General features: G+C 51.0%; 20 protein-coding genes. 9 read left to right on the top strand and 11 right to left on the bottom strand.

What is annotated here, in order from left to right; all coding sequences use genetic code 11:
• Positions 1-5: 5 nt before the first annotated feature.
• Positions 6-3485 carry a DNA polymerase III subunit alpha gene (gene dnaE / locus MET42_RS0107240; RefSeq protein WP_019882202.1) on the bottom strand — a complete coding sequence of 1160 codons (3480 nt, stop codon included), beginning with the start codon at positions 3483-3485 and terminating at the stop codon, positions 6-8.
• A 183-nt stretch (positions 3486-3668) separates the two neighbouring features.
• Between dnaE and tpx (MET42_RS0107235) the strand changes: the two genes are divergently transcribed.
• Entirely contained in the window at positions 3669-4175 is a 507-nt protein-coding gene (tpx, locus tag MET42_RS0107235; protein WP_019882200.1) for a thiol peroxidase, read from the top strand.
• 88 nt (positions 4176-4263) lie between these two features.
• Positions 4264-4767 carry a thiol peroxidase gene (tpx, locus tag MET42_RS0107230; RefSeq protein WP_019882198.1) on the top strand — a complete coding sequence of 168 codons (504 nt, stop codon included), beginning with the start codon at positions 4264-4266 and terminating at the stop codon, positions 4765-4767.
• Positions 4768-4829: 62 nt separating this feature from the next.
• Here the strand turns inward: tpx (MET42_RS0107230) and fabF are convergent, their stop codons facing one another.
• The 8 genes from fabF to MET42_RS0107190 form a co-directional block, all read right to left on the bottom strand.
• On the bottom strand, positions 4830-6062 hold the full coding sequence (gene fabF, locus MET42_RS0107225) for a beta-ketoacyl-ACP synthase II (protein WP_019882197.1): 1233 nt from the start codon (positions 6060-6062) through the stop codon (positions 4830-4832).
• 52 nt (positions 6063-6114) lie between these two features.
• Entirely contained in the window at positions 6115-6351 is a 237-nt protein-coding gene (gene acpP, locus MET42_RS0107220) for an acyl carrier protein (RefSeq protein WP_019882196.1), read from the bottom strand.
• Between the two features lie 86 nt (positions 6352-6437).
• Positions 6438-7178, bottom strand: coding sequence for a 3-oxoacyl-ACP reductase FabG (fabG, locus tag MET42_RS0107215; protein WP_019882195.1), 741 nt, complete (start codon positions 7176-7178; stop codon positions 6438-6440).
• A 9-nt stretch (positions 7179-7187) separates the two neighbouring features.
• Positions 7188-8111: an ACP S-malonyltransferase gene (gene fabD / locus MET42_RS0107210; protein WP_019882194.1), complete on the bottom strand. Its 924-nt coding sequence runs from the start codon at positions 8109-8111 to the stop codon at positions 7188-7190.
• 77 nt (positions 8112-8188) lie between these two features.
• Positions 8189-9133, bottom strand: a complete 945-nt coding sequence (locus tag MET42_RS0107205; RefSeq protein WP_019882193.1) for a beta-ketoacyl-ACP synthase III — start codon at positions 9131-9133, stop codon at positions 8189-8191.
• Positions 9134-9181: 48 nt separating this feature from the next.
• A complete protein-coding gene (gene plsX / locus MET42_RS0107200; protein ID WP_019882192.1) occupies positions 9182-10234 on the bottom strand; it encodes a phosphate acyltransferase PlsX in 1053 nt (350 codons plus the stop codon).
• 157 nt (positions 10235-10391) lie between these two features.
• Entirely contained in the window at positions 10392-10571 is a 180-nt protein-coding gene (gene rpmF, locus MET42_RS0107195) for a 50S ribosomal protein L32 (protein WP_018985326.1), read from the bottom strand.
• 189 nt (positions 10572-10760) lie between these two features.
• On the bottom strand, positions 10761-11267 hold the full coding sequence (locus tag MET42_RS0107190; protein WP_019882191.1) for a DUF177 domain-containing protein: 507 nt from the start codon (positions 11265-11267) through the stop codon (positions 10761-10763).
• A gap of 335 nt (positions 11268-11602) precedes the next feature.
• Here MET42_RS0107190 and MET42_RS0107185 point away from each other — a divergent pair, with 335 nt between their 5' ends.
• The 5 genes from MET42_RS0107185 (at position 11603) to MET42_RS0107165 (ending at position 17929) form a co-directional block, all read left to right on the top strand.
• Positions 11603-13021, top strand: a complete 1419-nt coding sequence (locus MET42_RS0107185) for an acetyl-CoA carboxylase biotin carboxylase subunit (protein ID WP_019882190.1) — start codon at positions 11603-11605, stop codon at positions 13019-13021.
• Between the two features lie 39 nt (positions 13022-13060).
• Positions 13061-14914, top strand: a complete 1854-nt coding sequence (gene oadA / locus MET42_RS0107180; RefSeq protein WP_029512362.1) for a sodium-extruding oxaloacetate decarboxylase subunit alpha — start codon at positions 13061-13063, stop codon at positions 14912-14914.
• Positions 14915-14964: 50 nt separating this feature from the next.
• Positions 14965-15561, top strand: a complete 597-nt coding sequence (locus MET42_RS0107175) for a Maf family nucleotide pyrophosphatase (protein ID WP_019882188.1) — start codon at positions 14965-14967, stop codon at positions 15559-15561.
• Between the two features lie 109 nt (positions 15562-15670).
• A complete protein-coding gene (locus MET42_RS0107170; protein WP_369751523.1) occupies positions 15671-17110 on the top strand; it encodes a DUF4139 domain-containing protein in 1440 nt (479 codons plus the stop codon).
• A 105-nt stretch (positions 17111-17215) separates the two neighbouring features.
• Entirely contained in the window at positions 17216-17929 is a 714-nt protein-coding gene (locus MET42_RS0107165; protein WP_019882186.1) for an SAM-dependent methyltransferase, read from the top strand.
• A gap of 62 nt (positions 17930-17991) precedes the next feature.
• On the opposite strand, the gene MET42_RS0107160 is transcribed toward MET42_RS0107165, so the two are convergent.
• A complete protein-coding gene (locus MET42_RS0107160) occupies positions 17992-18573 on the bottom strand; it encodes a PEP-CTERM domain protein (RefSeq protein ID WP_019882185.1) in 582 nt (193 codons plus the stop codon).
• Between the two features lie 504 nt (positions 18574-19077).
• On the opposite strand from MET42_RS0107160, the gene MET42_RS0107150 reads away from it, so the two are divergent.
• Together MET42_RS0107150 and MET42_RS0107145 are read left to right on the top strand one after the other, a co-directional pair.
• Positions 19078-21105 carry a calcium-binding protein gene (locus tag MET42_RS0107150; RefSeq protein WP_232411377.1) on the top strand — a complete coding sequence of 676 codons (2028 nt, stop codon included), beginning with the start codon at positions 19078-19080 and terminating at the stop codon, positions 21103-21105.
• A 116-nt stretch (positions 21106-21221) separates the two neighbouring features.
• A complete protein-coding gene (locus MET42_RS0107145; protein ID WP_148296195.1) occupies positions 21222-21878 on the top strand; it encodes a PEP-CTERM sorting domain-containing protein in 657 nt (218 codons plus the stop codon).
• Positions 21879-21938: 60 nt separating this feature from the next.
• Here the strand turns inward: MET42_RS0107145 and mutL are convergent, their stop codons facing one another.
• Positions 21939-23819, bottom strand: coding sequence for a DNA mismatch repair endonuclease MutL (mutL, locus tag MET42_RS0107140; protein ID WP_019882182.1), 1881 nt, complete (start codon positions 23817-23819; stop codon positions 21939-21941).
• Position 23820 lies beyond the last annotated feature (1 nt).

Genomic DNA, 23820 nt, shown 5'->3' with positions numbered 1-23820 from the left:
AAAGTTTAGGCATTATAAAGGATTTTGACGTTTTCTTTTGACAACCAGCCCTGCAAATTCTGCAACAGGTCGTCATGCAGCACGACTTGCCAGTCATCGCTCAGCATCAGGCTCACTTGCGCCGACTGGTTATGGTAGTCCACCTTGATCGGGCAGCGCTTTTGCTCTTCGCCCGCGTAACGGTAAGGCGTCAGCACATTCATCAACCTTTGCACATCAGAAGTGCCATTGCAATTCAGGGTGAGCATTTGCGCAAAGCGGTTGCGCACGGCCGCCAGGTCATAGAGTTTTCTGGCGCTGACACGAATACCGCCTGAGAACTCATCATTGCTGATGCGGCCTTCCACCACCAGCAATTGGTCATCTTTAATCCATTGTGCGTGTTGCATGAGCAGCTCTGAGCCAACCACCACATCCACCCTACCCACAGCATCATCCAGCGTGACGATCGCCATCTTGCCGCGCTGGGTCATACGCACGCGCACGCCCATCACCACACCCGCCAGTAATTTGGGCTGATCCTGCGGTGCCAGTTCGCTGAGATTGCCTTTAATAAACGGCCCTAATTGTGGTTTATAGCTCAAATACGGGTGGCCACTCAGGTAAAAACCAAGCGCCGTTTTCTCTTCTATCAATGCCTGTTCTGGGCTCCAGGGTGCGATACCAGGCAAAGCGTGACGGGTTTCAACCACGCCGCCAAACAAGCAATCCTGCCCGGCATGCGCCGCACTTTGTTCGGCGACACTAATCGCCGTATCCAGCCCGGCCAGTAACGCAGCCCGATTCTGCTCCAGCTTGTCGAAAGCCCCGGCGCGAATCAGTGATTCAATTACCCGGCGATTGACTTTGCGCAGATCCAAACGCTGGCAAAAATCAAAGATATCCTTGAATGGCCCTTGTGCCTGACGTGAGGCCATGATCAGCTCGATCGCCGCCAAACCAGTGCCTTTAATGGCACCCAGCCCATACAATACTTGCTGCGCACTCAGCGGCTTAAACTGGTAAATACTGGCGTTCACATCCGGCGGCAGCACATCGACATGGTTAGCCCCGCAGTCATCGAAAAACGTATGCACGTTATCGGTGTTGTTCATATCGGCCGACATGGTTGCCGCCAAGAATGCAGCCGGATAATGCGCTTTAAGGTAAGCGGTATGATAAGCAACCAGCGCATAGGCCGCCGCGTGTGACTTGTTAAAGCCATAGCCGGCAAATTTTTCCAGCAAGTCGAACAGATCGTTAGACTGCTGCAGGGTTAAGCCATTTTTCTGCGCGCCTTCGTTGAAAATTTCGCGCTGTTGCACCATTTCTTCAGGTTTTTTCTTACCCATGGCGCGCCGCAGCAAGTCAGCGCCACCCAGGCTATAACCAGCCACCACCTGCGCGATCTGCATCACTTGCTCCTGATACACGGCAATGCCGTAGGTTTCTTTCAGGATAGACTCGGTGGACGCATGCGGATACTCCACACGCTGCGTACCATGTTTACGGCGGCAGAAGTCAGGAATCAGGTCCATAGGACCCGGTCGATACAAAGCTACCAGGGCAATAATATCCTCAAACAAGTCCGGCTTGGCCTGCTTGAGCATGTCTTTCATGCCGCGCGATTCCAGCTGGAATACCGCGGTGGTATTGGCCGTTTTCAGCAAATGGTAACTGCGTTTATCGTCTAGCGGGATGGTCTCGAAACTCAGCGGTGGCAACTCTTCTTGCGCGCGCTGGGCATTGGCATTTTCCAGTGCCATATTGAGAATGGTCAGCGTACGTAAGCCCAAAAAGTCGAACTTAACCAGGCCAACGGCCTCCACATCGTCTTTATCGTATTGACTGACCAGGCTATCACCATTCGGCTGACAATACACCGGTGAAAAATCAGAAATCTTGCCTGGGGCAATCAACACGCCACCGGCGTGCATGCCGATATTACGCACTAAGCCCTCAAGGCGGAGCGCCAAGGAAAGTAATTCTGCGACTTCTTCCTCTTTTTCGCGGCGCTCTTGTAACTGCGGCTCTTTTTCCAGCGCTGATTCCAGCGTGATGCCCAACTCCAGCGGGATCAGCTTGGCGATGCCATCGACGAAGTTAAACGGTAAATCCAGCACGCGGCCCACGTCGCGGATCACCGCTTTAGCCGCCATGGTACCGAAGGTGGCGATCTGCGACACCGATGCCAAGCCATACTTATGCTTGACGTAATCGATGACGCGATCTCGTCCTTCCATACAGAAGTCAATATCGAAGTCGGGCATGGAGACCCGCTCAGGGTTGAGAAAACGCTCAAACAGCAAGTTGTATTTGAGTGGATCCAGATCGGTAATCCCCAGGCTGTAAGCTACAAGTGAGCCCGCACCTGAGCCCCGGCCTGGCCCGACTGGCACGCCATTATTTTTGGCCCAGTTAATAAAGTCAGCAACGATGAGGAAGTAGCCAGGGAAGCCCATCTGCACAATGATGTTGCACTCGAACTGCAAGCGGTCTTCATATTCCTGGCGCTTGGCTTCGCGCTGCTGCTCATCCGGATATAAATAGGCCAGACGGTGCTCCAGCCCCAGTTTTGACTGGTCCACCAGGTACACATCCAGGCTTTCGCCATTCGGCGTCGGAAAGTCTGGCAAATAGTTTTTACCCAGTGTCAGCGTCAGGTTGCAACGCTTGGCAATCTCCACCGAGTTCTGTAACGCCAATGGCATATCGGCAAACAGGGCCTGCATCTCGGCCTGCGTTTTCACATATTGGGTCGCGACAAACTTGCGTGGACGCCGTTTATCGGCCAGCACATAGCCTTCAGCAATACAGGTACGCGCCTCATGCGCCATATAGTCATCTGCTGTTTGGAATTGCACCGGGTGCGTCGCTACTACTGGCAGATCCAGTTGCTGCGCCACCAGCACGGTTTGCTGTATCAGTTGCTCTTGCGCGTAAGCTTCAGGCGTGCCAGCTTCATGCACGCGCTGCACTTCAAGATAATAGCGGCCAGCAAATACCTGCGCCCATTGCTGCGCATATTGCAAAGCCGCCGCTTGATTGCCTGATTGCAAGGCGAGTCCAACATCGCCTGCCGCGAAACCTGAAAGCACTAACAAGCCGGCATTTTTCTCTACCAACCACTCGGCCTTGATTTCTGCGCGTTCGCGATACTGGTTTTCGAGATAAGCACGGGATAGTAATTCGCATAAATGGCGATAGCCTTGCTGGTTTTGCACCAGCAATAGCAAGCGCTGCGGTTGATCGCGCTGTACCGTATTTTCAATCCAGACATCGCAGCCAAGCACAGGCTTCAAGCCTTTGCCACGGGCGGCTTTATAGAATTTGACTGCGCCAAACAGATTAGAGAGATCAGTCAGTGCGATAGCAGGCATCGCATCGTTTTTGGCGGCTTTGACATAGTCGTCAATGCGCACCGTGCCGTCCACAATGGAATACTCACTGTGACAGCGCAGATGAATAAATACTGGTTGAATGGTGGGAATTTCAGACGCTTCCATGGCTTTATTTTAACCGCCAACACGCTTTTTTGTACCTATGACGGGTGCAAATAATCTGGTTGACAGCGTTAAAATTCCAACGAAGGAAAGGATAAGACTGTGGCAGCGCAAACAATAAAAAATTTAATCCGCCAGGCATAATGCTCTATGATGTCAGGCGTTTTCGTGAATAGATGACTGATCATGCCTAATGCCACCGCTTTACTGGATGACCCGATACTGGTTGAAGATGACTTGCCCAGGCTTGGCCAAACCCTGCCGTTCTTTCAATTGGTGAACCATGCGCTGGAAGATGTTTCATTAGACACCTTTCGTGGCCAGCGTAAAATCCTGCATTTTTTCCCAGGCATAGACACCTCTACCAGCGCCAATAGCGTACGCAGGCTGGACGGCATCGGAGCAAGCCTGGAGAATACCGTCATTCTCCACATCTCGCCTGATTTACCCTTCACCATGACACGCTTCTGCAGCGCAGAAAATCTGTCTGCAGGCATTCATTTATCCACCATGCGTGGCCGTGACATGCTTAAGAACTATGGTGTGCTGATGATGACCAGCAAACTGGCAGGACTACCTGCGCGCGTGCTGATGGTCGCTGACGAACATGACCGCGTATTGCATGTGGAACTGGTCAAAGAATTAACCAGTGAGCCCGACTACGATGCTGCCCTGGCTGCACTACAAAAATGATTCCCTTACTTTTTATGTGGTTGATTGACATTGGCTGACAAGTTAAAGTGCTCGTTTAACACTCATTCATCATGTTTTGGAGAAGATTATGGCAAGCGTAACGCTTAAAGGTAACCCGGTCGCCGTTGGCGGTAAATTTTTGGCTGCAGGCGACGCTGCCCCGGCTTTTCAACTGGCAGATGCCAAACGCAATCTGGTTGGCCTGGATGCCTACGCCGGCAAGCGTAAAGTACTGAACATTTTCCCTAGCATTGATACACCAACTTGCGCGACTTCAGTACGCACGTTCAACAAAGAAGCCAGCAGCGTGAACAATACCGTTGTATTGTGTGTATCTGCTGACTTGCCGTTTGCCCAAAGCCGCTTCTGCGGCGCAGAAGGCCTGGAAAACGTAGTCACCCTGTCCACTTTCCGTGACACTGCAAAATTTGCCACTGACTACGGCGTATTCATCACTGACAGCAGCCTGGCGGGCTTAACTGCACGTGCTGTTGTAGTGCTGGATGAAAACAATCAAGTATTGCATAGCGAACTGGTGGGCGAAATCGCTGACGAGCCAAACTATGCTGCTGCGCTGGCTGTATTGAAATAAGCAATTAGCACGCAATAAAAAAGCCAGCAGATGCTGGCTTTTTTATTTGGCTAAGACGACGCCTAAACGCGCTTGAACAACAGGCTGCCGTTAGTGCCGCCAAAGCCGAAGTTGTTTTTCAGGGCATATTCGATCTGTAGATCACGTGCGGTGTTGGCACAGTAATCCAGATCGCATTCCGGATCCTGATTAAACAAGTTAATGGTAGGCGGTGAAATCTGATTGTAAATAGACAATACAGTAAATACAGACTCCAAGCCACCGGCGCCACCCAGTAAGTGACCGGTCATAGACTTGGTGGAGTTCACCACCAGTTTATAAGCGTGGTCACCAAACGTCGCTTTAATCGCGTTGGTTTCGTTGGCATCACCCAACGGCGTGGATGTCCCATGTGCATTCATAAACTGCACCTGATCAGGGTTAACGCCTGCATTTTTCAGAGCGTTTACCATGGATCGACGTGGGCCATCCATATTTGGCGCGGTCATGTGATAGGCATCGGCACTTAAACCATAGCCAGCCAGTTCAGCATAAATTCTGGCACCACGGGCTTTGGCGTGCTCATACTCTTCAAGCACCATCACCCCGGCCCCTTCACCAATGACAAAGCCATCACGGTCTTTATCCCAGGGACGACTGGCCGTTGCCGGATCATCATTGCGACTAGACAAGGCGCGCGCAGAGGCAAAGCCACCAACGCTCAGCTCGGTAATCGCTGCTTCAGCGCCACCAGCCACCATCACATCGGCATCGCCGTACTCAATCATGCGTGCTGCTTCACCAATGCTGTGCGTGCCTGTGGTACAGGCCGTCACCACGGCGATATTCGGGCCTTTTAAGCCCAGCATGATCGACAGGTTGCCAGAAATCATATTGATAATGGTGCCAGGAATAAAGAATGGCGAGATCTTGCGTGGGCCACCTTCGTCATAACTGTCGTTAGTGGACTCAATCAAGCCCAAACCACCAATCCCGGAACCGATGGTGACACCGATGCGCTCGGCATTGGCGTCAGTCACCTCCAGGCCAGAATCACGGAAGGCTTCCAGGCCTGCTGCCAGGCCATACTGGATAAACGTATCCATACGGCGGGCATCTTTAGCCGGAATAAAGTCTTCAGCGTTAAAGCCTTTGACTTCGCCTGCAATTTGCGAAGCGAATGGTGTGGGATCAAATTTGGTGATGCGGGTAATGCCTGATTGACCAGCAACCAGATTGTCCCAAGCGGTTTGGGTACCAATCCCTACTGGAGACACCACGCCCAAGCCAGTTACTACTACTCTGCGTTTCGTCATAATAGAAAATCAGCCCTCTTGCGAGGGCTGATTGAAGAATGAAGTCAATGAATTACTTGAGGTTTGCGTTGACGTAGTCAATCGCTTGCTGCACGGTTGTGATTTTTTCTGCTTCGTCGTCAGGAATTTCGCAATCGAATTCTTCTTCCAAAGCCATCACCAATTCTACGGTGTCCAGAGAATCTGCACCCAGATCATCTACGAAAGATGATGTGTTTTTAACGTCAGCTTCGTTTGCACCCAGTTGTTCACAAACGATTTTCTTTACGCGTTGTTCGATGTCGGACATCTAAAATACCCCTTTGTTGATAAGTGTCGTGTTCAATAAACCGGTATTCTAGCAAAACTTGCCCAGAATACCAAAGAAACTATATATTAAGCGCAGTACATACCACCATTGACATGGATGGTTTCACCAGTAATGTAAGCAGCCGCAGGCGACGCCAGGAAAGCAACCGTGGCGGCGATTTCATCGACCTGCCCCAAACGGCCGACCGCAATGCGCTCCAGCATTTTGGCTTTAATCTCTTCTGGCAGTTCGGCCGTCATGTCGGTTTCAATGAAACCAGGCGCGACACAGTTCACCGTAATGCCACGACTACCAACCTCTTGCGCCATGGACTTGGTAAAGCCGGTCATGCCTGCTTTCGCGGCAGCATAATTCACTTGCCCGGCATTGCCCATATGACCTACCACGCTGGAAATATTGATAATGCGACCCTGGCGCGCCTTCATCATCGGACGCAACACCGCCTGGCTCATACGGAACACGGACTTCAGGTTGGTGTTCAATACAGCATCCCAGTCTTCATCCTTCATGCGCATCAGCAAGGTATCTTTGGTGATGCCAGCATTGTTGACCAGAATAGAAACTTCACCGTATTGTTCAGCAATCTGCTTTAGAACCGCTTCGATCTGTTCTGGCTGGGTCACATCCAGCGCCAAGCCAACGCCATTCACACCGGCGGCCTGCAGGTGGGCAGTAATCGCTTCTGCCCCGCTGGCCGAAGTGGCCGTACCAATCACGGTTGCGCCCTGCTTACCCAAGGTCTGCGCAATCGCTGCGCCAATGCCACGGCTTGCGCCAGTCACCAATGCTACTTGTTGATTCAACATATTCACTCCTTATTGCGCAACAAATGCTTGCACAGATTCATCATTGACCAGTGCGACACAAGTCATGTCAGCCACAATGCGCTTGGCTAAACCAGCCAGTACCTTGCCCGGGCCACATTCGGCAGCACTCAACACCTCTTGCGAGGCTAATTGTTGCACGGTCTCTACCCAGCGGACCGGGCTATGCAACTGGCGCACCAGTGCGTCTTTAATTTGCGCGGCATCGCTATATGCCACCACGTCCGCATTGTGCAATACCGGCACCACAGGCGCTTGCACATCCACGTTTTGTAAATACTCACGCAGCTTATCCGCCGCAGGCTTCATCAGCTCACAGTGCGATGGCACGCTGACAGGTAACGGCAAAGCACGTTTAGCACCTTTAGCTTTGGCCAACTCCATGCCGCGCTCAACCGCGGCTTTGTCACCAGCAATCACCACCTGGCCGGGTGAATTAAAATTCACGGCCTGCACCACCTGGCCTTGGGCCGCTTCGGTGCACACGGCACGCACGGTGTCATCATCCAGGCCTAAAATAGCGGCCATGGCGCCCTGACCTTCCGGCACTGCCTGCTGCATTACCTGGGCGCGAAACTTGACCAATGGCAAGGCATCTGCGAATGAAATAGCACCTGCAGCCACCAACGCAGTATATTCACCCAGGCTGTGACCAGCCATGGCTGTTGGCAGCTTGCCACCAAGTGCCTGATACACGCGCCAGGTAGCAACCCCTGCAGTGAGCATGATAGGCTGTGTATTTTCAGTCAGGTTAATTTCGTCATTGGCTTCTGTCGCCATTTTCCAGAAATCGACACCCAGTACGGAGGAAGCCTCATCAAAGGTTTGCTTGACGATGGCATGTGCCTCCAAGCCCTGCATCATGCCGACGGACTGTGAGCCCTGGCCTGGAAAGAAAAAAGCAAATTTAGACATAATGTTTGATCGCGTATTGACTAAAAAATAGGCAGGTCATCACATACATGACGCCTGCACACAGAAATTGCACTGGTTTAATACTTGACCAGCGCAGAACCCCAGGTAAATCCACCACCAAACGCCTCCATGAGCAGAATCTGCCCGCGTTGGATGCGGCCATCACGCACGGCAGTGTCCAGCGCCAAGGGTATAGACGCTGCAGAAGTATTACCGTGTCTATCTACCGTGATCACCACTTTTTCCATAGGCAGATCCAGTTTTTTGGCGGTTGCTTGCAGAATGCGAATATTGGCCTGGTGCGGCACCAGCCAGTCGATGTCAGACTTTTGCATATTATTCGCTGCCAGCGTCTCATCCACAATCTGGTCAAGCGTATTCACCGCCATTTTAAACACAGCATTGCCTTCCATCACCACGGTATCCGGACCACCATCCGTATTACGTGGCACATGCAGGTACGTTTCGTAATTACCATCGGCATGAATATGGGTAGAAAGCACCCCAGGTTGCTCGCTGGCTTGCAGAATCACCGCACCAGCGCCATCGCCCCATAAGATACAGTTGCTACGGTCGGTGTAATCAGTGATGCGGGTAAACGTATCTGCGCCGATGACCAGCACGTTGCGGTACTGGCCTGACTTGATAAATTGATGGGCAGTGGTCAGCGCATAGACGAAGCCGCTACAGACGGCCTGCACGTCAAATGCCGGACAGCCGCTGATGCCTAATTTGCGTTGCACCATCGTCGCTACGCTGGGGAAGATTTTGTCTGGTGTGGTCGTCGCCACAATAATCAGGTCAATATCCTGCGCCTGAATGCCTGCAGCCTCAATAGCATTGCGTGCTGCATGGGTAGCCAAGTCACTGGTGCGCTCATCCGTGACACGATGGCGTTGCTTGATACCGGTCCGGGCAAAAATCCACTCATCGGTGGTATCGACCATCTTTTCAAGATCGGCGTTGGTTAAAATAGTGGGTGGCAGATAGCTGCCAGTGCCTGCGATGCGTGCGTTAATCATCCGTACGATTATGCCTTAATTGGGTCAAATTACCTAGCCGAATGCAGCTCAGGACTGCTCGGAAGTCGTCAGGTGCTCAATCTCAAGCTGAGCCTGAATACGCTTCAAAATACCGCTCTGCGCCTCTTCCATGGCGACATGAATCGCATGGTAAAAACCGACGCTGTCCGCTCCACCATGGCTTTTCACCACAATACCGCGCAAGCCTAAAAAGCTGGCGCCATTATAGCGACGCGGATCCAGGCGTTTTTTGAACGCTTTTAATACCGGGAAAGCGCCGAGCGCCATCAACTTGGTCAACCAGTTACGCTTGAATTCCTGCGTCAGGAACTTGCCCATCATGTGTGCCAGGCCCTCAGTGGTTTTTAATGCCACATTACCGACAAAGCCATCGCAGACCACGACATCGGTTGTGCCTTTGAAAATATCATCGCCTTCCACGTTGCCGTAAAAGTTCAAATGGCTGCCACGCAGCAACTCCGCCGCCTGCTTGGCCACTTCATTGCCCTTAATATCTTCTGAGCCAATATTAAGCAGGCCGACAGTAGGATTGGGTTTATTGCTGATACAGCTCACCACCATCGCCCCCATAATGGCAAACTGGTACAGGTGCTCTGGGGTACAGTCAGCATTGGCACCGAGGTCGAGCATAAACGTACTGCCATTTTCAGAAGGCAACGTCGAGGCAATGGCCGGACGGTCAATACCAGGCAAGGTTTTAAGCACAAAACGTGCTGTCGCCATGAGGGCGCCGGTATTGCCTGCGCTGACACAGGCTTGCGCCTCGCCGGTTTTGACCATATTGATGGCCACGCGCATGGAAGAATCTTTTTTATTTTTCATCGCGCTTTGTGGCGATTCATCCATCAACACCACTTCGCTGGCATGATGCACACGCAAACGCGGATTAGGCGATACATGCAATGCTTTTAATTCGGCCTCAACCGCATCTTGCAAGCCAACCAGAATAATATTGAGATTAGGATTTTCGTTTAAAATACGCACTGCCGCAGGCACAGTCACATGTGGACCGTGATCTCCTCCCATGGCATCAATGGCAATCACTACTTCTTGTGAATGCACGTGTTGACCAGTTGTCATGTCATTTCCCAAATTTACTTTCCATGCACGGCACCTGTTATTAAAACACAGTGCTCAATTACTCAGATGCAGGCAAGTGCAGGCTTACGCCAGATACACAAACGCCGCGCATTTTACTGCGCGGCGTGTTTTAAAGCTTGACGCTTTAATGCAGCGATTATTCGCCTTTAGCTGGCATCACTTTACGGCCACGGTAAAAACCGTTAGGGCTCACGTGATGACGCAAATGTACTTCACCAGTCGTTGGCTCAATCGCCAAAGGTGGGTTTGTCAAAAAGTCGTGTGAACGGTGCATACCACGCTTGGACGGTGTCTTTTTGTTTTGCTGAACTGCCATTTATATACTCCAAAATCAAACCGCCACACCTCAGAGAATGAAGTTAAAGGGCAGTTATAAATAAACTTAAAATGCTACCTAATCCGCAATTATAAAATATTCCAGAGACAACTGCAAATAAATCCTGCAAATATCGCTTTTGATTTGCTTTTTTGCGTTTTCAGCGTGCACAAACAAAACGCTCAGCGATCATTTATCCAGCTTTAACTGCTTGAGTGCCGCAAACGGATTAGGTTTTTCACCGGCAGATTGCTGCAAACTGACGCACGCTTCTTCATGCATCACCGCAATTGGCAAGGCCATCAACAACTCATCTTCAACCAATGACTCAATGGTCGTTTCATCCCCCTCTTCCAGCCAGTCTACGTGCTCATCTTCAAGCAGCGCTTCCGGCGGCTCATCGCACAATGCAAATTCAAACTGCAAGTCAAGCACTTGCGGCAACGGGGCAAAACAACGCTGGCAAACCAACGGTAACGCCGCCTGCACCGCTAAGGACAGCATAGGCAAGGCAGTCTCACTAAAAAAGCGCGACGGCAACCCTTGTAATTGATAATGCACGCGCAACGCACCTAATTCAGCGGCATCAGTGACGCCCAATGCTTGCAAGGCTTCTTGCAAGCGCGGCAAAGATGACAGCGCCAACTCACCCTCACTGTTTTTTTGCTGCCGGGCCAGCTCCTGAAATCGCGTCATAAGCTAAGAAAACTCTAAATATAAACAAGCATGACACTATAGCAAACTCGGCCGATCTTGACGACCAGCCACGCAGCAGACACGGCCAAAAATGACGTTCTACTTTTTAAGACCTCGGTTTGTTGTTATAATGACGTCGCATCACGCGGCGCTCTTTATCAAGGGCGCACTCATGGTGCCGGTTTGCATAATCGGCCATCCGTTCAGGCGGCCTTGTTAGTGCAAAACCACAACCAAACCAACTCAAAGCGCTTTAAATACAAGCAGTTGCTAACTAAATAAACGGTTGAGTTACTAAAAGACTCTGTCCTTTTTTCTTGCTTTAAGGGTAATGTGTGTTTAAGAAAATTTTAGTCGCGAATCGCGGTGAAATTGCGGTACGTATTGTGCGCGCCTGTTCAGAAATGGGCATCAAGTCGGTGGCCATTTACGCGGATGCCGACCGTCATGCCTTGCATGTCAAGAAAGCTGACGAAGCCTATAATATTGGCTCTGACCCGGTGGCAGGCTACCTGAACGCACACAACATCGTGAACATTGCTGTGGCTGCAGGCTGTGACGCCTTGCATCCTGGCTATGGCTTCCTGTCTGAAAATCCTGAGCTGGCTGAGGTCTGTGCCCGCCGCGGTATTAAGTTTATCGGTCCTGAAGCTGACGTGATTCGCCAGATGGGTGACAAGATTCAGGCGCGTAACGCCATGATCAATGCGGGTATCCCCTGCGTGCCGGGCAGCGATGGCAACCTGGAATCTCTAGATGCCGCTGTGCAACTGGCTAAAAAGATTGGCTATCCGGTGATGTTAAAAGCCACCAACGGTGGTGGTGGCCGCGGCATTCGTCGTTGCGATAGCGAAAAAGAATTATTAAGTAACTATGACCGCGTGATTTCCGAAGCCAGCAAAGCCTTTGGTAAACCTGAGGTCTTCCTGGAAAAATGCGTTGTCCATCCTCGCCATATTGAAGTACAGATTTTGGCCGATGCACATGGCAATGTCATCCACTTGTTTGAACGCGACTGTTCTATCCAGCGCCGTAACCAGAAACTCATTGAAATTGCACCCTCGCCACAGCTGTCGCAAGCCCAGCGCGATTACATTGGCGGCCTGGGCGTCAAGGCCGCGAAAGCCGTCGGTTATGAAAATGCCGGGACGGTCGAGTTCCTGCTCGATTCAGACAACAATTTCTACTTCATGGAAATGAACACCCGCTTGCAGGTGGAACATACCGTGACTGAAACCATTACCGGTGTCGATATCGTACAACAACAGATTCGTGTCGCTGCCGGCTTGCCACTGCAGTACAAGCAAAGCGAAATTGCTTTCCGTGGTTTTGCCATGGAATACCGTATCAATGCCGAAGATCCACAAAAAGATTTTCTGCCCAGCTTTGGCAAGATCACGCGCTATTATGCACCCGGCGGCCCCGGTGTGCGTATGGATGCGGCGATTTACAGCGGCTATGTCATTCCGCCCTACTACGACTCCATGTGCGCCAAACTGACGGTTTGGGCTTTGGATTGGGAAGGTGTGATTGAGCGCGGTCGCCGTGCGCTGAACGACATGGTGGTGTATGGGGTCAAAACGACGATTCCTTACTACCAGCAAATCATGCTACACCCGGATTTCCGGGCTGCCGATTTCAACACCAGCTTTGTGGAACAACATCCCGAGCTGACTGAATATGATGTCGGATTACCGAAAGAGTTGATGGCCGCAGCGATTGCTGCCGCGATTGCTGCCCACGAAGGCATTTGATTAACCGTATTGCAGATATTAATTTAGATCGACAAGATTATGAGCAAAATACATGTCACCGAACTCGTTTTAAGAGATGGACACCAATCCCTGATCGCGACGCGCATGCGTACCGAAGATATGCTGCCGATTGCCAGCAAACTGGATGAGATTGGTTTCTGGTCCTTGGAAGCCTGGGGCGGTGCCACCTTTGACGCCTGCGTGCGCTTTCTGAAAGAAGATCCATGGGAGCGCTTGCGCAGTCTGCGTAAAGCATTGCCTAATACACCTATCAACATGCTGTTGCGTGGCCAGAACTTGCTGGGCTACCGTCACTACTCTGACGATGTCGTGCACGCTTTCGTCAAACAGGCGGCTGACACTGGTGTCGATGTGTTCCGCATTTTTGATGCGATGAACGACATCCGTAACCTGAAAACAGCGATTGAAGCCGTTAAAAACGTTAAGAAACACGCGATTGGCACCCTGTCATTCACTACCAGCCCGGTGCATGACATCGATTATTTCGTGAATATGGCCAAAGAGCTTGAGGGCCTGGGTTGTGACAGTATTGGTGTCAAAGACATGGCAGGTTTGCTGACGCCAACCCTGGCGGGCGATCTGGTCAAAGCATTGAAAGCCGCTGTCAGCGTACCGGTTCACATGCATAGCCACGCCACCTCTGGTTTGGCCAGCATGGTGATGCTGAAGAGCGTTGAAAACGGCGTGGATATTATTGATACCTGTAACTCATCCTTCTCTGAAGGTGCCAGCCATCCGACCACTGAGAGCCTGGTGGCCGCATTAAAAGGTACGGAGTACGACACCGGCCTCGATTTGGGTAAACTGCAGGAAATCACCGCTTACTTTAAAGAAGTACGCAAAAAATACTGGCAGTTCGAAAGCGAATTTACTGGCGTGGATACCCGCGTCTTGGTCAACCAGGTACCAGGTGGCATGATCTCCAACCTGTCTAACCAGTTGAAAGAACAAGGCGCGCTCAACCGTATGGATGAAGTGCTGGCTGAGATTCCACGTGTACGCCAGGACCTGGGCTACCCTCCATTAGTCACTCCTACCTCACAAATCGTGGGTACACAGGCTGTGTTGAACGTATTGACCGGTGGCCGTTACAAGTCCATCACCAACGAAGTGAAAAACTACCTGTTGGGCCAATATGGTAAAGCACCTGCTGCTGTGAATGCAGAGGTACGCAAACAAGCGGTAGGCGATGCAGAAGTCATCACTTGCCGTCCGGCAGACTTGCTGCAACCAGAACTGGCAAGACTGCAATCTGAAGCTGAGCGTTTCGCCAACAATGAGCAAGATGTACTGACCTACGCCATGTTCCCGGATATTGGCCAGACCTTCTTGCAAGAACGCAATGCCGGTTCATTGACACCAGAACCGCTACTGAGCAAAGACGCCGTGACTCAGCAAACCGCTGCTGCACGCTACGCGCCTAACGAATTTAACATCACACTGCACGGTGAAACCTACCATATCAAACTGACCGGTAGTGGCCACGCTGGTGAAGAGCGCAAGCCTTACTACGTTAAAGTCGATGGCATTTCGGAAGAGGTGTTTGTAGAAACGCTGAGCGAAATGGAAGTCAGTGGTGGTGCGAATAATGGCTCTGCTGGCGGCAAGAAAAAAGCGTCTGTGGCGGCCAGCGGTCGTCCACGCCCTAGCCACCCAGGTTGCGTCACCACCGCCATGCCAGGCACCATTGTTACGGTCAAAGTCAATGTCGGCGACAAGGTCAACGCAGGTGATGGCGTGCTGGTGATTGAGGCGATGAAAATGGAAAACGAAATCCAGGCCAGCAAATCAGGCACTGTGGTTGCGATCCATGTCGCCAAAGGTGACAGCGTCACCCCGGATGAAACACTGATTGAAATTCAACCGGAATAATCCAGTGCACAAAAATCCCTGAAGCAATTCAGGGATTTTTGCTTTTAGCCATGACAAAATCTATCATTCTCGCCTCTTCTTCTCGTTACCGCCGCGAAGTGCTGCAAAAGCTGCATATCCCGTTTGAGTGCATCTCGCCCGAAATTGATGAAACCCCGCTTGATGGCGAAAGCCCTGAGCACACCTCGTTACGCCTGGCCGAGAGCAAGGCACGCAAAGTAGCCGAGAGCCAGCCTCATGCGCTGATTATTGGCTGCGACCAGGTGGCGACAGTCGATGGCTTGCAGATAGGCAAGCCTGGCAATCACGAGATTGCGGTCAAACAACTGACCATGCTTAGCGGCAAAGAAGTGATTTTTCATAGTGCGCTGTGTTTATACGATAGCGGCAGCCAGTACATGCAATCGACTAGTGTGCCCTACTTTGTTAAATTCAAAGCATTAACGGCCCTGCAAATTGAAACCTACTTGCGGCTGGAGCAACCCTACGACTGCGCAGGCAGCGCGAAGTCTGAGGGCATGGGCATCGCGCTGCTAGACTATATGCGCGGTGACGACCCCAATGCGCTGATTGGCCTGCCAGTGATCGCACTGGTCAATATGCTGCAACAAGCTGGCGTTGATGTCTTATCCACCTCCAGGATTTAACCCCGTTACCTCTGGCGCCGAATAAAATCGTGTGTTAACTTTTGAACGGCTGTTGCGTTAAGGCAGTCTCAAGCGTATACGCTTACATACAAAAAACGAGAGGATATTCATGCGATTCAGCTCCCTGCTGTTATTTTCCCTGGGTAGTGTTTCATTGTGCAGTAGTTCATTAGCACAAGCAGAAATGACGACGACCAGTCCGCAATCAGACCAGACCAGCGTCGCGGTGACCATCTACAACGAAGACCTGGCGCTAGTGAAAGATAACCGTAAACTCAGTTTGAATAATGGCTTATCTGCCTTGTCATTCCGTGATGTCAGTGCGCAAATCAAACCCGAAACGGCCTTGTTGCGTAGCCTGTTACCCAATACCAGCCTGCAAGTGCTGGAGCAGAACTTTGACTTTGACCTGCTCACCCCACAAAAACTGCTGGAGAAACACGTAGGCCAGCAAGTCACGATTATCCGCACTAATCCAAGCACAGGTGCCGAGACCCAAGAAACCGCAACCGTGTTATCCGCACAAGATGGTGTCGTGCTCAAAATCGGCAACCGCATTGAAACTGGCATCCCTGGCCGCATCGTTTACCCTAACGTGCCAGGCCTACTCAAAGACCGGCCAACCCTGACCACGCAGGTGCAATACAAGGGCGCAGAACAAAGCAACCTCGAATTAAGCTACCTCACCGGCGGCCTGCAATGGAAGGCCGACTACGTCGCCGAGCTGAGCAGCAAAGAAGATGCCATTGACCTCTCCGGCTGGGTCACACTCACCAATACCAGCGGCACAGCTTACCCTAATGCCAAAGTGCAACTGGTGGCAGGTGACGTTAACCGTGTGCGCGAAACCATCCGCCCCAAAACCATGATGATGCGTTCTGAAGCCATGGTGGCTGATGCAGCCATGCCCAGCGAGCAAGGGCTGCTTGAATATCACCTGTATACGCTACCTCGCACGACGACCATAGGCGAGAACCAGACCAAACAAGTCGCCCTGCTTTCTGCCCAGCGTATTCCTGCACGTAAAGAGCTGGTATTAACGGGCGCCGATTATTACTATCAAGGCCAGTACCGCGACGTTGAGAAAAAACAAAAAGTGCAAGTGTTTGTCGAGTTTGAAAATAAGGAAAGCAGCAAGCTAGGCCTGCCTTTACCCAAAGGCACCATGCGCGTGTATAAAAAAGATAATGATGGCACCGCACAATTTGTCGGTGAAGACCAGATCGACCATACGCCGAAAAACGATACCGTACGCCTTAAACTCGGCAACGCGTTTGATGTCACCGCCGACCGCGTGCAAACCGACTTTAAAAACCTGAGCAAACCAAACCAGACGCAACTTTATGAAAGCGCTTATGCCATCACCCTGCATAACGCTAAAAAAGAAGCCGTGACAGTGACGGTGCAAGAGCCGATCAATGGCGACTGGAAAATCCTCAATGAATCACAAGCACATAAGAAAACCAGCGCGCATCAAGCCACCTGGCAAGTCAATGTGCCTGCTGAAGGTGATGTGACGCTTAAATATCGTGTACAAGTGAAGTATTAATCTCTCGCCATCCAAGCAGTCTCAGAAAAAGCATTCTTGCAAAAGAATGCTTTTTTTATGCCCTGCATGGGATAATCCGGCTTTTAAAAATCTATCGATCATATTATGGCTGCCGGCACTTTATACTTTATCCCCGTCCCTCTCGCTGAAGGCACCACCCCGCAACAAGTGCTCCCGCCAGAAGTCGTGCAACGCATGCACAGCCTGCGCCACTTTATTGTCGAAAATGAAAAAACTGCGCGCCAGTTTCTAGCCGCCAGCGGCCATCCGGTGCCTATCCGCGAATTAAACCTGTCAGTGCTCACTAAAGATACGCCTAGCAAAGACCTGGCTAAATTATTGCAACCCATACAGCAAGGCACTGACGTAGGGTTAATGAGCGAAGCTGGCTGCCCGGGCATTGCTGACCCTGGCGCCGCATTAGCTGCGGTTGCACATCACAAAGGCATACGTGTAGTGCCTTTAATCGGCCCTAGCAGTTTGTTACTGAGCTTGATGGCCAGCGGCCTCAATGGCCAGCGATTTACGTTTTTAGGCTATTTGCCCAGCGATAAAAACGAGCGTATCAAAACCATCAAAGGCATTGAGTTTGACTCCAGAAAACAACAGGCCACACAGCTGTTTATCGAAACGCCTTACCGCAACCAGCATGTGCTGGAAGACCTGGTTGCCAACCTGCAACCGCTCACGCTGCTATGCGTGGCATGCAATATCACTGCACAAGATGAATTGATTGTGACCAAAACCATCGCCGACTGGAAAAAATCAGCGTTGCCGGATGTGCATAAAAAACCTACCGTATTTTTGCTACTTGCATAATGAATAATTAAGTGCATAAAAAAGCCCCGCATCAAGCGGGGCTTTTCATAGCCAGCGATCAATCAGACTGAGCGACGTCTAACAACAGAGGCCATCAGGCCAAACCCTGCCAGCAACATGCTAAAAGTGTCAGCTTCGGGGACTGGTATCGTTGGCGTCATGGTTACCCAATAAACGCCCAAACCATTGTTTTGATAAGCCTGAAAAAATGGAAAAGTCACTAATACCTTGCCATAGTTACCTGCATCCGTTTTAACCGCAAATACTGAGTTAGCCGTGAGCAAATTCCCGACATCGCCACCGCTAATCCCTGTAGAAGAATACGTCAACGCCTCAAGATCACTCACCGTCAATGCATTAAAACTCAAACCACCAACACCTACTTGGCCGACATAAGCGAGTTGAGCCGTTGAATAAGACATCAATACGCGGCTCGTTGACGTAATTTGCTCCCACCACACATCTGCACCAGGACCAGTTGTTAATGACCCGGTATCAAAATCGAATAAATAAGTACCCGGAATCACCGTGACGCCTTCTGAAACAGACGCGGCCTGTGCACTGGTGGCGACACCGCTCGCCATCGCCAAAGCTAATAATCCAGTGGCTATGCCACGCTTATATGCATGTTTAAACAATCTCATCTCAGCTCTCCAAATTAATATAAAAGTCCACCATTATTAACTTAATTTAACTAAATTTGCAACAGGTTAAATTGAAACATCACCCGCACATCCATATGATTTTCAGGCACGGCCTGATAAAAGCGGGTGATAAATTCACAAATAATGTGGCATCCTTACACGCAATCAATATTAAAGGCCAGCGATGCATCCTCGCATAACTCAGCACGCGCTCGTATGGGCGGCCCTTTTCTGTCTCCAGAACGGACATGCGGCTGCAGGGTTGATCGAAATAGAAGGTCATGGCTGGCATATTGCCATCACGCCTGAACAGCTGGCCCTGGTTGGCAACAAACAAGACTCAAATTAATCCAGGCCATCATCGCGGGCGAAGAGCAGTCTACTTTTCTGGCAAAAACGCTGCAAGCCACCTACCCGGAACGTCAGCTATTTTATGATTACGTAACCAACCGGCGCGGGAACCCCGCCAACAACCCTCATATCCTATTTACCCAAAAGCCGTCTTTGCTGGCGCTGGAGATACAAGACTCCCCCGCATACATGCTGATAGGCACGCATGAGGCTGATTATCTGGCAGGAGATGAACGCGATAACTGGCTCGCTGGACTCGCGGGCATTGATAGCTATGACGCAGGCACAGGAGACGACATACTGTTGGTGGAAAATCCTGAGTCGCATATTAAAGGCGGTGAAGGTATAGATAGCGTGGTCTTTACCTCACCACAAAGCAATGTCTTGAATCTGGCACAGTCAGACATTGAAATTGCATTTGGCCATCGTGGTAATGATATTTTAATTGGCGGCGGTAGAAGCTCCGTCTACATCAACGCAGGTGCAGGCGATGATATCGTGATCGGCGGAGCCGCCAATGATGTACTGGTCGGAGACCTGGGCAGTGACCTGGTGGATGGTGGCGCCGGCAATGACCTGATATATGGCGGGGAAGGCCAGGACCAGCTACTCGGCGGGACTGGAGATGATATTCTGCTTGGGCAGCAAGGTGACGATAAGCTCAACGGTAGTACAGGCAACGATGTACTGGAAGGTGGCGCTGGCGACGATACGCTGGAGGGCAGCGAAGGAGTGGACATGGCCGCTTTTACCGGCAACCTGGAAGAATACCGATTACAAAAACTCAACGACGCCAGTTGGCGCATCAGCGACCGGATAAATGCGCGTGACGGGAGCGATATACTGGTCAATATCGAAACGCTGTACTTCAAGAACACCGGCTGGGTGGATCTGACCATCCCTGAGCCTATCCCAGTCGCGGATGCGATCACTTTGCATGACGGTGACTTTCAGATCATGAAACCGTTTGGCAATCCAACCAAGGTCATGGTCATAGATGCGAATCGCCTGACGGCTAATGACATCAGCATGCAACCTGGCCCACTCAAAATACAAGCCATTGCAGACAAATACGGTAAAGAAATCCGCTTAGACAATCTGGGAGATATTGACGCAGGCAGCATTATGCTCACATCTGACAACAAGATTGTGTTTTCGCCTACCATCGCTAACAACTTTTCCTTTAGCTTCAATTACATACTTAAGGCTGTGAACCCAGAAAAACCAAGAACCATTTACCATCTGCTGTACAAACAATCCCACCGCATGGCTGCAAAAGTCACGCTTTCAATGGACGGCCCTTCCCGCACAGCAGAAACGTCTACGAGCTTTACATGCGAACAACATTGCGTACTGTCTGAGGCGTTTAAAAAGCTTCAATTATTAGGAAACCACCACATCAACGGCAATGGCAATTCACTAGATAATCTCCTGATCGGCAACCCGGCAAATAACATACTGGATGGCGCTGAGGGGGAAGACATCATGATAGGTGGTGCTGGTAACGATACCTACTATGTCGACCATGCACATGATATGGTTAAAGAAAATGCAAACGATGGCAATGATACGGTCTACAGCAATACAGACCAATATCAGCTACCTGAACACGTTGAAAATCTGATATTGCTGCCAGATGCCACAGATGGCAACGGCAATCAACTGGATAATATTATCTTTGGCAATGCCAGAGATAATACACTCACAGGCGCAGAGGGAAACGATATCCTCGACGGCCAAGAAGGCAACAATACGCTGGTTGGCGGAAGAGGCAACGACCATCTCATCGCCCTCAAAGGCAAAACGCACATCATTTTCACCCGTGGTGATGGACAAGACAGCGTACAGCAAAATAACCAGTCACAACTCACGCTAGTGCTCGGGCAAGATATTCCAGCCAGTGAAGTGTCTCTCGCGCGCAACAACCAAAATCTACACATCAGGCTTGCGCACAGCAACGACGAAATCACCCTACTCAACTGGTTTGTCAGCCAGGGAACTCTCACTATTCAGAGCGGGGATGCTAAACAATTACACAACGCACAGGTCGATGACTTTTTTCATACATTCCCAGATGTGGAAAAACAGCAGGCATCTGCTGAAGAGTCACCCGCAGCATTAGAACGTCAAAAAGAAAAGCTACATGCTTTATGGCAAAAATCTGCGTTACAAGCTGAATAACCACACGGCCAATACATGACCTCTACCCATAAGGACTATTCCACATCGAATTAAATCCATGTTAAATTTAGCAACCTTTTTAAAGGTTAATTAAACAAAAACATAGGGAGACTAAAATGAAGAAGTTAATAATGGGGATGGCACTGATCGGTGCTATGGTGAGTTATGATGCATCAGCCGTAGAAGTAAACGCAGCCATCACAGGCCAGGATATTGAGTGGAGTCAATTCGGTATCGGTGGCGTTACCAGCGGCACCGCATTTACCTACACAGGCGGCACTGGTAGCGTATATTCAACCGCAGGCACACTGCAAGCTATACAACAGGGCACAGGCTGGAATGGCAACATGCCTGCCAATGAGCCTCTGCTGTGGACAGGGTCCGGCGCAGGCCCAGAAATCTCACTCAACTTCGATAGCGGTATTTTTGGCGCAGGCGCATATATCCAGTCAAATTATTATGGTAGCTTTACCGCCCTGATCCAGGCTTATGACTTCTCCGGCAACATTCTGGAGTCATACACTGAAGATGGCCTCTCAGACAGCAATACCGGCACGGCTATTTACTTAGGCGTTGCGCGTAACAATGCAGATATTTTCAAAATCACTTACACACTGACATCAGCCCCTTTCAACGCGTTGAATGACTTCGCCATTTCCGGCGTCAATGTTGCTCAAACTGGCATCAGCACAGTACCAGAAGCAGACACCTATGCATTAATGATGTTTGGTCTGGCCTTGGTCTCCTTGATCAGCCGTCGTAAACAACACTAATCATTCGCACCCCGCAAAAGGCCAGACACCTGGCCTTTTGCTTTTGCAGTAGCCTGATCGCTACTGCCCGCGCATAAACATCTTGTCCAAATCATTCAGACTCACCTGAAACCAGGTCGGTCTGCCATGATTACACTGCCCGCTGCGCTCTGTCGCTTCCATATCCCGAAGTAAGGCATTCATTTCAGTAATCGTCAGTTGTCTATTTGCACGCACCGCTGCGTGGCAGGCCATCGTACCTAGCACCTCGTTCTGACGTTCCAACAACACACGACTGACACCGTATTCGTTCAGGTCGCGCAATACCGCGCGCGCCAATGCCACGGCATCTGCACCTTGCAGCATGGTTGGTATGGCGCGGATCGCAATCGTGGTTGGTGATAATGTAGCTAGATCAAAACCCAGCTGCTGCAAAGTATCGCTACCTTGCAGGCTTTGCAGCGTGGCGACTTCGACTTTCTCAGCGTAAAAGCTGATCGGAAGTAGCAAGGGTTGCGTAGCGATCGCCTGTTCACTAAGCGCATTTTTCAGGCGCTCATACATAATGCGCTCGTGTGCGGCGTGCATATCAACCACCACCATGCCTTGCGTGTTTTGAGCAAGGATATAAATGCCATGCAACTGTCCCAACGCAAAGCCCAGCGGATATTGTTGTGGCGCTTCGCTTGTTGCTTGAATTAACTCGACTATGGGCATTTCCTGCAAACCGACAGAAGAATGACTTTCTTCCAGATTCCCAGCCGTTGTTGCAGGTTTTAAATCACCATAGAGCTGACCGTAAAACTGCTGTGCCAGCGCAGCGCCATTGCTCACACTTGGCTGGTAATTTCCTCCAAACGCCGGGCGACTTTGCAAAGGCATTTCAACCTGCTCACGTGGCATGTTAAAAGCGGGCGCATTGCCAGGTCGGAACGGGTTAAACGGCGCTTGCACGGGCTGGCTGGCCTGAATTTCGGCCGAGGTTTTACCCAAGGCTTTATGCAGGCTATGGAAAATAAAACGATGCACGGCTTGCGACTCGCGGAAGCGGACTTCGGTTTTGGCCGGGTGTACGTTGACATCCACCAGCGATGGATCGAGCTCTAAAAACAGCACGAACGCGGGATGTTTGTCCCCATGCAGCACATCCTGATAGGCTTGTTTAATGGCGTGAGCAATCAGTTTGTCGCGCACAAAACGGCCATTCACAAACACATATTGGCTATCGCGGCTGTGACGCTGGTAAGTCGGCGACGCCGTCATGCCCCACAGGCGCAAGCCACCGCTCTCTTCTTCCAGCCAGACGCTTTGCGAGGCAAACTCACTACCCAGTACGTCAGTGATGCGTTGTTGCGGCGTATTCGCCGCCAGACGCGTCATCGCCTTACCATTATGCTGCAATAAGAAGCCGACATTGGGCCGTGACAAAGCGACACGGGTAAACGCATCTTCGCAATGGCCAAACTCGGTGTTTTCAGTTTTAAGGAATTTGCGCCGGGCCGGGGTGTTAAAGTACAAATCATGCACTTCGACGATCGTGCCTGCATCCAATGCGGCTGGGCTCACGGTTTGTCCTTGCGTGCCCTCGGCGGCAATTTGCCAGGCATGGCTAGCCGCTTGCTGGCGGCTAGTCAACACGGTACGTGAGATTGAGGCGATACTTGCCAGCGCTTCACCCCTAAAACCCAAACTACCCACTTGTTCCAGGTCTTCCAGGCTTTGAATTTTGCTGGTGGCGTGCCGCGTAAGCGCAAGCTCTAGCTCGTCTTTGGCAATACCATGGCCGTTGTCAGTCACTTTGAGTAACTTCATGCCGCCTTGCTGTAAGGCCACCTGCACTTGCGTGCTGCCTGCGTCAACGCTGTTTTCCAGCAATTCTTTGAGCGCCGAGGCTGGGCGCTCGACCACTTCTCCAGCAGCAATTTGTGAAATGAGTTGGTCAGGCAGTAGTTGGATTTTCATC

Source organism: Methylophilus sp. 42 (assembly GCF_000384155.1).
In the GTDB taxonomy this organism is placed as follows: Bacteria; Pseudomonadota; Gammaproteobacteria; order Burkholderiales; family Methylophilaceae; genus Methylophilus.
Note: the sequence above shows the minus strand (reverse complement) of the source record. Positions and strands in the feature narration are given on the sequence as shown.